Source organism: Vibrio sp. QJM3NY_21 (genome assembly GCF_057785975.1).
The window spans coordinates 3376125-3388555 of the sequence record NZ_CM173513.1 but is presented as its reverse complement, the minus strand read 5'-3'; the positions used below and the strand labels follow the sequence as shown (position 1 = coordinate 3388555).

15 protein-coding genes are annotated in these 12431 nt (G+C 44.4%); 11 read left to right on the top strand and 4 right to left on the bottom strand.

Features of this window, described 5'->3' with window-relative positions; all coding sequences use genetic code 11:
- Positions 1–5: 5 nt before the first annotated feature.
- Positions 6–986 carry an alpha/beta fold hydrolase gene (locus tag AC3CID_RS15195; protein ID WP_114634111.1) on the bottom strand — a complete coding sequence of 327 codons (981 nt, stop codon included), beginning with the start codon at positions 984–986 and terminating at the stop codon, positions 6–8.
- A gap of 81 nt (positions 987–1067) precedes the next feature.
- On the opposite strand from AC3CID_RS15195, the gene rhtB reads away from it, so the two are divergent.
- From rhtB to AC3CID_RS15160, 7 genes are all read left to right on the top strand, one after another.
- Positions 1068–1685 (top strand): homoserine/homoserine lactone efflux protein, encoded by a 618-nt coding sequence (gene rhtB, locus AC3CID_RS15190; RefSeq protein ID WP_004736604.1) that lies wholly within the window; start codon positions 1068–1070, stop codon positions 1683–1685.
- Between the two features lie 43 nt (positions 1686–1728).
- Positions 1729–2949 carry an EAL and HDOD domain-containing protein gene (locus AC3CID_RS15185; RefSeq protein WP_054548349.1) on the top strand — a complete coding sequence of 407 codons (1221 nt, stop codon included), beginning with the start codon at positions 1729–1731 and terminating at the stop codon, positions 2947–2949.
- A gap of 99 nt (positions 2950–3048) precedes the next feature.
- Complete coding sequence (locus AC3CID_RS15180; protein WP_171309423.1) at positions 3049–3390, top strand: metalloregulator ArsR/SmtB family transcription factor; 342 nt, start codon at positions 3049–3051, stop codon at positions 3388–3390.
- A gap of 41 nt (positions 3391–3431) precedes the next feature.
- Entirely contained in the window at positions 3432–4433 is a 1002-nt protein-coding gene (locus AC3CID_RS15175; RefSeq protein ID WP_488526723.1) for an ArsJ-associated glyceraldehyde-3-phosphate dehydrogenase, read from the top strand.
- 158 nt (positions 4434–4591) lie between these two features.
- Entirely contained in the window at positions 4592–5101 is a 510-nt protein-coding gene (locus AC3CID_RS15170) for a cyclin-dependent kinase inhibitor 3 family protein (protein ID WP_488526722.1), read from the top strand.
- A gap of 221 nt (positions 5102–5322) precedes the next feature.
- A complete protein-coding gene (arsJ, locus tag AC3CID_RS15165) occupies positions 5323–6543 on the top strand; it encodes an organoarsenical effux MFS transporter ArsJ (RefSeq protein ID WP_488526721.1) in 1221 nt (406 codons plus the stop codon).
- 139 nt (positions 6544–6682) lie between these two features.
- The gene (locus tag AC3CID_RS15160; RefSeq protein WP_054548345.1) at positions 6683–7696 is read left to right on the top strand and encodes an acyltransferase; all 1014 of its coding nucleotides are present in this window, start codon (positions 6683–6685) and stop codon (positions 7694–7696) included.
- 59 nt (positions 7697–7755) lie between these two features.
- On the opposite strand, the gene AC3CID_RS15155 is transcribed toward AC3CID_RS15160, so the two are convergent.
- Complete coding sequence (locus AC3CID_RS15155; protein WP_004736596.1) at positions 7756–8085, bottom strand: DUF2500 domain-containing protein; 330 nt, start codon at positions 8083–8085, stop codon at positions 7756–7758.
- A gap of 244 nt (positions 8086–8329) precedes the next feature.
- Between AC3CID_RS15155 and AC3CID_RS15150 the strand changes: the two genes are divergently transcribed.
- The 4 genes from AC3CID_RS15150 to AC3CID_RS15135 all read left to right on the top strand — a co-directional run bounded on the left by AC3CID_RS15150 (position 8330) and on the right by AC3CID_RS15135 (position 11382).
- Complete coding sequence (locus AC3CID_RS15150) at positions 8330–8704, top strand: hypothetical protein (RefSeq protein WP_004736595.1); 375 nt, start codon at positions 8330–8332, stop codon at positions 8702–8704.
- 927 nt (positions 8705–9631) lie between these two features.
- Complete coding sequence (locus AC3CID_RS15145; RefSeq protein WP_029405933.1) at positions 9632–10252, top strand: lysoplasmalogenase; 621 nt, start codon at positions 9632–9634, stop codon at positions 10250–10252.
- A gap of 90 nt (positions 10253–10342) precedes the next feature.
- Positions 10343–10579 (top strand): YecH family metal-binding protein, encoded by a 237-nt coding sequence (locus AC3CID_RS15140; protein ID WP_017084862.1) that lies wholly within the window; start codon positions 10343–10345, stop codon positions 10577–10579.
- Between the two features lie 218 nt (positions 10580–10797).
- Positions 10798–11382 carry a YhgN family NAAT transporter gene (locus tag AC3CID_RS15135; RefSeq protein ID WP_009848232.1) on the top strand — a complete coding sequence of 195 codons (585 nt, stop codon included), beginning with the start codon at positions 10798–10800 and terminating at the stop codon, positions 11380–11382.
- Between the two features lie 73 nt (positions 11383–11455).
- On the opposite strand, the gene AC3CID_RS15130 is transcribed toward AC3CID_RS15135, so the two are convergent.
- Complete coding sequence (locus tag AC3CID_RS15130; RefSeq protein WP_004736590.1) at positions 11456–11722, bottom strand: DUF1145 domain-containing protein; 267 nt, start codon at positions 11720–11722, stop codon at positions 11456–11458.
- Positions 11723–11732: 10 nt separating this feature from the next.
- Positions 11733–12335 (bottom strand): 16S rRNA (guanine(966)-N(2))-methyltransferase RsmD, encoded by a 603-nt coding sequence (gene rsmD / locus AC3CID_RS15125; RefSeq protein WP_016796095.1) that lies wholly within the window; start codon positions 12333–12335, stop codon positions 11733–11735.
- Positions 12336–12431 lie beyond the last annotated feature (96 nt).

Genomic DNA, 12431 nt, shown 5'->3' with positions numbered 1-12431 from the left:
TAGCTCTAGGCAAAAAACTGATTGATAGCATTCAGTGTTTGATTGCGATATTCGTCTTTCTCAAACAGCACCTCATGCTTAGACCCTTCAATGGCCTTAAACTGGCAGGCTGAGTTGGTTTTCTTCAGTTTATTGATGAACTTCACTTGAGCGCTGTTGCTGACAATCTTCTCTTCTCCAGCTTGAATCAATAACAGTGGGATCTTGATTTGACGAGTTTGTTGTATCGCCTGCTTCGCTGCCATTAACCCTTGCCATACCCAGCGAGTGCTTGGTCCGCCAACCTGCAAAGAAGGGGATCCGTCATACAAGCAACGGAACCAGTGATAGCGTACCTTGCTGTGGCTGAGTAAGTTATTTTCGAAGGGCTTAGAGTAGTACGCTTGCTGCCCCGGGGCATAAGTCGGCTTAGCATAGAAAGCGGTGAGTACTTGCCCAACAACCATCGCGATGGGCTTGAAGTACCATTCAGTCTTAATCCCAAACATCGGAGCGCACAGAGTAACTTTGTCAAATGGGTGATCGGGGTGAGTTTGTAGATAGCGAGTAGCTATGGTGCTGCCCATTGAATGTGCCAGTAGGTAGCGATTGGAGTATCGGCTTAGGTCAAAACTGGCAATGACGTCAGACATGTCTGAGGCGTAATCATCAAACTCATGAATGTGACCAATGTCAGAGTCTGTTACCATACGTTCCGACTGGCCTTGACCTTGGTGGTCAAATGAATAAACGTCATAGCCTTGCTGATAAAAATCATAAAAGAGTTCTTGGTATTTCAAGCAACACTCAATGCGGCCATTTGAAATAACAATGGCTTTGGTGTGCATTGGTGAGGTTAGGCTACACCAGTACAGCTTCTTTTTACCTGATGATGTGACATACCCATCTTTACGTTGTTGCCAAAGGGCAGGGATCGGGTGTTTAATCGCTTGCTCGAACTCAGGTTCTTGCGTGTACGAAAATGGGGCGGCACTGTGGTTTTCCATGGGAAATTACCTGAACTGATGCATGTGAGAGCTTTATCGCTACTAATGTTGTTAGATTAAAGAACTAGTAAGGAAATGCAAATGGATACTCATGTTTGGCTTGCTTATGTCGTCACGGCGATATTGTTTAGTTTGGCTCCGGGCTCAGGTACCGTTAACTCAATCAGCAATGGGCTAAGTTATGGCACCAAGAAGTCACTTGCGTCGATCGCCGGCTTACAGCTCGGTCTTGCATTCCACATCATGCTGGTGGGTGCAGGTATTGGTGCTCTGGTGGCTCAATCTGCGTTAGCGTTCACCATCATCAAATGGGTAGGCGTGGTTTACCTTGTTTGGTTGGGTATTCAAAAATGGCGTGATAATTCTAGCTTGGTGGCTTCAGAAGAAAGCTCAACGCTATCGAGTGGTAAGCTGCTTAGAAATGCCGTGCTTATCAATCTAACTAACCCAAAATCTATCGTGTTTTTGGTGGCTCTGTTTCCTCAGTTTATCGATCCTACACAACCGCAAGCACCGCAGTTATTAGTGTTAGGAGTTACAACAGTATTCATTGATAGTGTTGTTATGTTGGGCTACACCTCATTAGCTTCACAAATGGGACGTTTTATTCGTTCTGATCGTATAATGAGTAAGATAAATAAAATATTTGGTGGTATGTTCATGGGTTGCGGTGCCTTGCTTGCTGCCGCTAAAGCTTAGTAAAGCAATACAGTTATAGATAAATCAATAGAGTTATAGATAAATGACCGCTACCTACGTTGCTCGACAACCTATCTTAAACCGTAACAAGAACACGCTTGGTTATGAGCTGTTGTTTCGCGACGGAGAAAGGAATGCCTACCCAGCGCATATTGAGTCTAATCGAGCAACGTACCGTCTGATTGTTGAGAACTTCTTATCGGTTGGGCATAACCCTTCGATTCCATCTTCGCGCTGTTTTATTAATTTCCCTCATCAAAGCTTGATTCGTCGGCTTCCTTTAGGCTTGCCGAAAGACAAGGTTGTGGTCGAGATTCTTGAAACCTGCCAACCGACGGATGAGCTGTTAGAGGCGGTCAAAGAGCTCTATCAAGCGGGGTACATGATTGCCCTAGATGACTTTACCTCTACGCCAGAATGGGAACGATTCCTTAAATACACGCATATTGTTAAGCTCGATATCATGCAAATGGGCTTGAATGAAGCGTGTGATTTGGTAAGAGCTCATCAAGGGAAGAAGTTTAGCTTTCTGGCTGAACGAGTCGAAACTGAGCAAGAGTTTAAGCAAGCGAAAGAGGCGGGTTTTAAGTTCTTCCAAGGGTACTTCTTCAGCAAACCTGAAATCATCAAGACCAAGTACATTAGCCCTGAGCAAGTAATTGCGATGGAGCTGTTCCAAGAAGTGTGTAAGCCGGAAGTCAACTTCCAACGTGTCGAAAGCATCGTCGCGAAAGATGTCGCCTTATCGTATAAGTTACTGCGTTTTGTGAATACCATGTCACCTCGCCTTGAGGTCACCATCTCTTCGTTCCGCCAGGCTTTGGTTTATCTGGGGCAAGAGAAATTGAAAATGTTTGTCTCGTTGGCAGTGGCGTCTTATGTCTCTGATAAAAAGCCAAAAGAGCTATATGGCTTATCGCTTCAGCGAGCTCAGTTCTGCCAACGTATGTCTCGTTATCAGGCATTTGAAGGGCATGCCGAGCAAGCCTTTATGATTGGATTGTTCTCGTTGCTTGATGCGCTGCTCGACTTGTCGTTAGAGAATTTAGTTGAGCAACTGCCTTTGTGTAAAAGTATCAAGGTGGCTTTGCTACGTAGAGAAGGGCCATATGGAACCTTGCTGGCCCTTGAAGAGAGCTTTGAACATGCCGATTGGCAGCAAATGGATGAGCACTGTGCTCATTTAGGATTGAGTGTGGAACAGGTTAAAACTGAGCTCACCGAAGCTCGACGCTGGAGTCATAACGTAACCAATCAGCTCTGATTTATCTTCGTTAAACTTTTATGACAATTATAACGCACGCCTTGACGTGCGTTTTTTTACATCTAATATATATGCATATCCATATATGAGTATGTATTTATGCTTCCTCACCAATTTTTTAAATTACTGTCCGATGAAACGCGAGTGCGTTGCTTAATGTTGATCGTTCGCAATGAGTGCTTATCTGTTGGTGAGTTGACTCAGGCATTGCAAGAAAGTCAGCCAAAGGTTTCACGCCATCTTGCGCAGTTGCGTTCAAACGGCATTTTGACTGATGTTCGCCAGGGGCAGTGGGTGTTTTACCGCCTGTCACAAGATTTACCAGGTTGGATGCTAAAGTTAATTGACGACCTTATCGCATCGAACTGTTTGAAAACTGAATACCAGCAAGATATTGAGTGCTTAGAAGCCATGACTTCACGCCCTCAATGTTGCGTTTAATTTAATATTTTTAGATTCACCACGAGCTGAGAGAATAGAAAATGACAGTCAAAGTAGGTATCAATGGTTTTGGTCGTATCGGCCGTTTAGCACTTCGCGCAGCGTTTGATTGGGCGGAAATCGAGTTCGTACAGATTAACGATGTGGCTGGCGACACCGCGACATTGGCTCACCTTCTTGAGTTCGATTCGGTTCAAGGTCGCTGGAACCACGAAGTCGCGGTTGAAGGCGATGAGATGATCATCAACGGTCAACGCATTAGAACTACGCAAGAGCGCGACATCGATGCGATCGATTGGTCTGGTTGCGATGTTGTCCTTGAAGCGACCGGTGTTCACCGTAAGGCATCTTTCCTAAATAAATACCTTGAGCAAGGTGTGAAGCGCGTTGTGGTATCGGCGCCAGTGAAAGAAGAAGGCATTGCAAACATCGTTGTCGGTGTGAACGACAATATCTTCGACCCAGCTTTACATAAAATCGTAACTGCAGCATCTTGTACAACCAACTGTCTCGCGCCAGTAGTTAAAGTGATCAACGAGAAGCTGGGGATCGAAAATGCAGCTTTCACCACTATTCACGATCTAACCAATACGCAAACTATTCTTGATGCGCCCCATAAAGATTTACGTCGTGCTCGTGCATGTGGCATGAGCCTTATTCCGACAACAACGGGCAGTGCTAAAGCGATTGTTGAGATCTTCCCAGAGCTTGAAAACCGCATCAACGGCCACGCAGTTCGTGTACCACTAGCGAATGCTTCTCTGACCGACATCATCTTCGAAGTGAAGCAAGACACCACAGCAGAAGAAGTTAACGCGATGCTGAAAGAAGCGTCTGAGAATGAACTGAAAGGTATCCTTGGCTTTGAAGAGCGTCCACTGGTTTCTATCGATTACAAAGGCGATCAACGCTCAACCATCGTGGATGCACTATCAACGATGTTGGTAGGTAAGCGCATGGTTAAGATCTACGCTTGGTACGACAACGAGATGGGTTACGCGACACGTACGGCAGAGCTAGTACGTACAGTTGGCCTAGCTTAATACTCTTCATACTTGAAGCTGCAAGCGTTGTTAACTGCGTAAGTTCACCCTAATCACATAGAACCCCTATGCTCATAGGGCTGAACTTACTGGTTGCCTAGCTGCAACTCCAATTATTTTGAGTATCGGTCTATATACAAAAGAATTTTAAGAGATTGATGACGATGACGAATTCTCAAGTACACCCAACATGGCAACTAGATCTAGAAACTGGTGCGTTAGTGCTTACTCCGTGCCCAGGTACTAAAGACACTGACCTAGATGCATCGTTAACGCAACTGAAAGCACAAGGCGTTGAAGCTATCGTGACAGCACTTGATGATCATGAGCTTGCAAGCAAAGACGTGGCGACACTTGGCGAGAAAGCGCAAGCACTAGGCATGCAATGGTTCCAGATAGAGATTGAAGACGACTGCGCGCCAGGCGCTGATTTTACTGCGAAATGGCAAGCGGCTAGCCCTGCGTTGCATCAAGTGGTTGATAACGGCGGCAAGGTTGCGATGCATTGCATGGGCGGTTCTGGCCGCACGGGCTTACTAGCTGCACACTTATTGCTAGAAAAGAACTGGGACATGAGCAAGATTATTCAAGAGGTACAGGCACTGCGTCCGGGTGCATTTACTAAGCCCATTCAGGTTGAGTATATCAACGGCGTAGCTTCTGCGTAGCTCTTCATACTTGAACCTGCAGCGTTGTTAACTGTGCAAGTTCACCGGAGCGCCGGCCGCCCTAATCACATAGAACACCTATGCTCATAGGGCTGAACTTGCTTGTTGCCTAGCTGCAACTCCAATTATTTTGAGTATAAGTTAAGTGGAAAGTAAGAATTAGAGCTTTTGGATACCTATGTTCTAAAAGCTCTTTTTGTTTAGATTGCAGAGATAGCGTTATGTTTTCAAATCTAAGTAAGAGCGTTCGCCAATACATGTTGGTGACTTTCAACTACTGGAACTTCACCATTACTGATGGTGCACTTCGTATGCTGGTGGTTCTGTATTTTTACGACCTTGGCTACAGTTCACTAGAAATCGCCTCACTGTTCCTTTTCTATGAATTCTTTGGTGTGGTGACCAACCTAATCGGTGGCTGGTTAGGGGCGCGTCTTGGGCTCAATAAGACCATGAACATCGGGTTAGGGATACAAGTCGTCGCCTTGGGTATGCTCGCGGTGCCAAGCGCAATGTTGACTATTCCTTGGGTCATGGCGGCGCAGGCGTTGTCTGGTATTGCTAAAGACCTCAATAAGATGAGTGCCAAGAGCTCAATCAAAACCTTGGTTCCGGATGAGCAACAAGGTGCACTTTATAAGTGGATTGCAATTCTGACCGGATCTAAGAATGCACTGAAAGGTGCTGGGTTCTTTATCGGTGGCTTACTGCTTTCGACGATTGGTTTCCAATACGCAGTGCTAGCGATGGCTGTTGTGCTGACATTGGTGTTCATTGGCAGTTTGGTGAGCTTAGAAGCGGACATGGGCAAAGCGAAAACCAAACCTAAGTTTAAACAAATCTTCTCTAAGTCTGAATCCATCAATATCTTGTCGGCTGCGCGTATGTTCCTGTTTGGTGCTCGTGATGTGTGGTTTGTGATTGCTTTGCCGATTTACCTCGGCAGTGTGTTTGGTTGGGATCACTCATGGGTGGGTGGTTTCTTAGCAGCTTGGACAATTGCTTATGGCTTTGTACAGGGCATAGCGCCGAAGATTACCGGTAAAGACCAAGGCAAGGTGCCTGATGGACATGCAGCGCTATTATGGGCGGGTGCGTTGGCTATCGTGACTGCCTGTATTGCCTATGCGGTGCAAATTGGCTGGCAACCCGAGTTCGTTATTATCGGTGGCTTGATGGTGTTTGGTGCCATCTTTGCGGTGAACTCATCGCTGCACTCATATTTGATTGTGAGTTATGCGAAAGGCGATGGCGTTTCTCTTGATGTCGGTTTCTATTACATGGCAAACGCGATGGGTCGCTTGATTGGCACGATATTGTCGGGCTTGGTATTCCAAATGGCCGGTTTGTCTGCGTGTCTGTGGGTATCTTTTGCGTTCTTAGCGATAACGACGGTGATCTCTCTGCGTTTACCTAAAGTGCCGCAAATCTCAGCAGCATAAGCTTCAGCCTCACGTACTAAATTCACACGAGCCAAATTCGCGATAAGCCTCTCCTTTAACACTAAGCTGACTTGGTATTTATTCCGGTCAGCTTTTTTATTGCTATAGTAGAATGATTGAATATTAATCAGGCATTTACATGAAGCAGCGAATTCTCTTTTTTGATTTAGCACGATGTGTCGCGGCCATAGCAGTTATCGCGATTCATGTTTTGGCGCCTTATCGGAATGAATTAGGCACCATTCCTTTCGGTGAGTGGCTGACCGCCATTACGGTGAACGGTTTCAGTCGTTGGGCGGTGCCGGTGTTCATCTTGATTACTGGTGCTCTGATGCTGAGTGATCAGCGCCCGTTTGACGCCAAGTACTACCTCAAGCGTCGTCTGGGTAAGGTGCTGATCCCTTTCATTGTCTGGTCGCTTTTCTATACCTACCTATCGGGTTGGTCGGTCATGGGCTTCGATGCTGCCGTCAGTTGGGATGTGCTACTCAATAGCTATCATCACTATACCTACTATCACCTTGGCTTCTTTTATTACTTCATCCCACTCTACTTTGTGATTCCTTTTTTACAGATCATGGTCAGAAAGTACGGTGATAGATCTGTCTATGCCTTTACGGCGGTATGGTTGTTCACTACGTTATTGTTCTTATTGAAAATCGATGGCCCTTGGAGTCACGAATTGTGGTTGTACACCGGTTACTTACCATTGGGTTACTTGCTGTATAAGATTGTGCCACTTAACAAGATGACAGTTGGCGTGAGTGTGTTACTGGGTGGGCTAGCGTTACTAACCACGGTTTACATGGTGGTTGATGCAAGCTTGGTGGCAGAAGAGTACACGGTAGGGCGCTGGCTATCTTACAAAACGTTGAATACCGTATTAGCAGCGAGCATGGTGTTCATGGTATGTCGTTATTATGGTGAAGGCTTGTCTGAGAAGAGCAATCAAGTGGTTGGTTTTATCAGTAAACACAGCTTAGGTATTTATCTGCTGCACCCGATTTTCTTGTGGCCAATGAAAGAGTTCGGTTGGTACCAAGGACACCCTGCTTGGGTTATTCCATTATGGATTGTGATCAGCGGAGCTGGCGCGTTATGGATGAGCTGTTTGGTCTCAAAGTCAGAGAGAACGCGTTGGTTATTGCCTTAGCGGTAGGGGCTAAGGCTTTTTGATGGGTTGCTTAGAAGAGACAGTTGAGGCGGCTAGGGTTAGCGCTTCAACGCAAAGTGTAAGAACTTATCGCCTTGGTAGGTTAAGGTTCCTTTGTCGCCAGGGTTAAGGGCGTGGAAGTAGTGGATGCCGACTTGGAATTCTCGTTTTGGACCAACGACACCACGTTGAACGTAAATCCAGTACTCTTGATCTTCTTGGCCTGGTTCTGCATCAGGAAGGTCGATGGATTGTTTGTCTAATACCGTGACATTCACTTTCTTTTCTGGCGCATTTTCACCTTGCGAGTGTTTTCGATAGAAACCAATAAATACCCAAGCCGCTAGACCAGCAAGTGCAAAGATGGCAAAAAAGAGTGAATTAGGCATATAACCTCCATGTAGTCGTGATGGTTATTCTAGTCTTTCAAGCAATAGGGATATGTGTTTAAAGCTGTTATTCGTGAACTGTTGTAAGCCAAGCTGATTATTTTTCGGCAGACATCACATTTAGTGGCTTGTTTGGGATAAAGCATTGTTATTTATTGTCTCTTTCTCACGTAAATATCAGTAAATTTGTATAAAAATAAGGGAATGCTCGACTAGAATTATAGTGTGGAGTGGGAGGGCCAAGATGACCGATATTGAAAAAGTGGTGACAAGAACTCGCAATATAGAGAAGTTATTGAGGCTTCAATATCATGCCGAAGGCGAAGGATTGCATGAGCTTGTAACAAGCTGTGAAGAAAGGCTACCGCACGATATGGTGAGCAAGCTGCGTTATATCGCAACGTGTCGTAATAAGGTAGTCAATGAACATGAGGCTAAGTTGGAAGACCAACATAAGTTCATCATGATGTGTAACGACTGTGAGAAGGAGCTGACTCCACGTAGTGGTCGTTTTATCTGGCGAGTTGCGATCTTACTGATGATGGCAATGACTTTAGCAGCCGCGGGTTTCTATTATGCGAACTGGGATGTGCTAACACTGCATCTGTTTTCGAAGTGAAAAAATTGAACAAAAAAGGGACGCTCATGGCGTCCCTTTTTTTATTTGTAACTTGCTTAGTACATCATCGGTAGTGTCATTAGACCTACAACTACCGCGATCATTACAAGTCCTTGTCTTTGCGAAGATGAAATCATAACACTACTCCTAAATTTGGTTGTCTCTCGCTATGTTTTAAAGAATAGCACTACTTATAGGTTTAGATCAAGAATTACTTTCGAAAGCTTTAAAAGTAGTAGAAAACTATTGGTTTTTGGCTTGTTTGGGTGTGTTTAACTGTGTCTTTTGGTGTGTTCTTATTTTATACGTTGTGCTTCATGTTTATCCATTTTTGATTTAAGTTGTTGTTTTGTAATGGTCATTTTGTGTAATTTATATTGTTAAAGGTTGTTAAACTGTATTAATAGGGGTTGGTGGTTTCTGGCTTTGATTTTGTTCCGTTTTAAATTTTTCGGATTGATTTTTGTAGGAATTTTTACAGAGGACTTGAAAAAACCTGACAAAGTTGGGTTTTAAGAAAGCAAGCCACTTACTTTGTAAGTCTAGAGTGATGTGGTGTTTTCATTCCCCTATTAATTCTGGGTTTGTTTGTTTAAGTTATTGTTATAATTGACCTTAAGTGCGGTGTTTTTTAAATTTTCAAGTGTGGTATTTGATGATATATGGGGGTTTTATAAGGAGTCTATAGGTTAGAAGTGACTAAAATTCAAGTCTGGACGCTCTAATGCCAATTTAAATAAGTTTGTCGATGAATCGCTCTAGTTTTAAAAGAATAGCCATAGTCATCATAGTAATTGTTACGACTTCAATCTAAAGAGGCTCTTTTTAGTGGAAGCGTAATCAAGATCCAATTTTGAGGGGCTGAGGCTTTACATCAACACTCGTGTGCCTAGACTGGCGACGATTTAAAGCAATGGGGCAAATGGTATGTGGAGTTGGTTGGCGGTTTCCTTATCTGGTATCGGAGCAATAGCAGGAACGAAACATGGACATATCGGTCAGGCCTTGTCGTATAAGGTATTTACCTTTGTATTATTGGCGACCATTGCTTTAACTCAATCTGTCGTTTCTGACTTTACCTATTGGATAGTCGCTGGGTTGGCGATCTCTGCAATCGCAGATGTCCTTCATACGGTTACTCAAAAGCGTCCTTTGCATTTTGTGTGCTTCTTATTGGCTCAGCTCTGTTACAGCAAAGCATTTTGGTTACAGCTATCAGGAGAAATGGTCTGGTGGTTGTTCGCGCTCCTATTAGCGGCTTGTGTCGTTGCTTTCTTCTTACTTCTGCCTCGCTTAGACAAACTCGTCTTTCCTGTGGTCATCATGGGTATAGTGCTTATTCAGCTTGCATGGGCTTCTGGTGAGCTCTGGTTGCTTGATCCTCAATTGTCACATGCGGTTGGTTTTGCTGGCTGTAGCGTGTTACTACTTTCGGCACTGGCGTATGCGCTAAATTTCTATCGTAGCCCAATCAAAGGTGCCTACTTTTGGGTGACGGGCAGTTACTTTCTCGCGCACGCTCTCATTGTTGCTTCCCTTACCATTTAGGGTAGAGCTAGCTTAATTCTGAGCTACATCAAGGCAGCTAAGATGAAAGTAGGTACTCTACGTCTACTTCATTAAACATGAGATAGAGTTATGACTACCGAAATTCATGCACACAACGTTTTAAACCTACTGAGTGAAAAGCCCCTGACTCGTGAAGAGTTGACGCAAGAGCTCGCTCAAACATATGGTGCAGAAACTCGCTTCCATACGTGTAAGCTAAATGGTCTGGATTTGGATGGCCTGCTGAAATTTTTTCTGAAGATGGAAAAGGTCGTGGTTGTTGATGACAAACTTTGCACCAATCGCGAACGTGTGTGTAACCACTAATCTCGAGTAACAACTGGTTTTTTGAGCCTTTTGACTTTTATATAAGATGAGTGGATGCGATGTTTTCGGCTCCACTCTTTAAATTATCTCTTCTAGCTTTCTATCTGCTCTCGCAAAATTCCCTTCTAATTACGTAAGTTAATCCTTTTATTACTGCGTTCGAAAATCAATGTTGAGGCTGCTATACTCCGCGCACTTACGCTTTTCGAGACAAACTTATGGAAATTTTATCTGCAGCGACCATGCTGTTTCTTATTATGGATCCGCTTGGCAATCTACCAATCGTGCTCTCTATCCTTAAGCATATTGATCCGAAGCGTCGCCGTATTGTTCTTGTTCGTGAACTGATGTTTGCGCTGATTATCCTGCTGTTGTTCTTGTTTGCCGGTCAAAGCATCATGAACTTCCTGCACGTGCAGCCTGAAACCTTGAGCATTTCTGGCGGTATTATTCTGTTCATCATCGCGATTAAGATGATTTTCCCAAGTGCGGGCAGTATTACCGGCCTAGCGGCGGGTGAAGAACCGTTTATCGTGCCGATGGCGATCCCTATGATTGCAGGCCCGTCGGTGATTGCTGCATTGATTCTGTTGTCGACACAGCACCCTGACAACATGTTAGAGCTTTCAGGCGCAGTGATGCTGGCTTGGGGCGCGACCTTCTTTATTCTGATGTTTAATGGTTTCTTCCTGCGAGTGCTGGGTGAGCGAGGCCTTAAAGCCATCGAACGCTTGATGGGCTTGTTGTTGGTTATGTTGTCGACGCAAATGTTCCTAGATGGTGTAAAAGGCTACATGGGCTAACATCAGTATCATTGCTGAATAAAAAAAACGCCGCTCAAATGAGCGGCGTTTTTGTATCTGAGCTTAAGTTTTATTACATCATGTGTTTGCGTCTGATATCGAGGAGAGCAAAGACTCCGAAAATCAATATTGACCACTTCTCCCAACGTGACATTTCGATCTTATCGCCAAAAGCACCGATGAAAATCAGCATCTGCAGGCCGTGCATGAAGAACAAGAATGCTGTCATGATATAAAGCGCAATCGCAGCATTACCTGGGAATGGGTAGAAAATATTTACGATTAAGATAAACCAAACAAAGGCGATGGCTACTTTTGCTAGTGGAAGTAAGAACTTCATTCAATAACTCCTATTCTTCAGTGGTTCGATTAAACAGTCGGTAGCTAGACTGGCCAGTGGTCTTATCGCGATGTAATTCCCAGTTTTCTGGCATAGCCTCAAGCTGCAGCTCTTTTTCTGTCTCTACGTAAATGATGGCGTTGTCTGCCAACCAGCCATTGCTCTCAAGCAGTTGTACAGTTTCTGCAAGTAAGCCTTTACGAAATGGTGGATCTAGGAAAACCATATCGTAAGGAGTACCTGGCTTCTTAAGGAAAGAGATAGCATCAGTATTCACGACACTGATGTTGTCTGCTTTGAGCTCTTTCGCGTTATCAGAAAGCTGTTTGGCTGCCTTTTGATTCATTTCGAGCAGTGTCACCATTTTTGCTTGGCGAGAAGCTGCTTCAAAACCTAGACCGCCAGAACCGGCAAATACATCCAAGCAAGTTGAATGTGGGATATCTTGAGCCACCCAGTTAAAGAGTGTCTCTTTTACTCGGTCAATGGTTGGGCGTAATCCTTCTAAATCATGAACAGGCAGCTTTCTACCTCTCCATGAGCCACTAATAATTCGAACAAAGCCTCCGGATGGCTTTTTTTGTGATGTGTTTTGCTGGCGACGTCTTACCATAGATTTTTTGACCGCTAATAAAGTGATACTATACCGAGCCCAATTTAAGTGGGTTCGAGTATTAAATAAATTTGCAATGACAAAGTGTATCAAGCT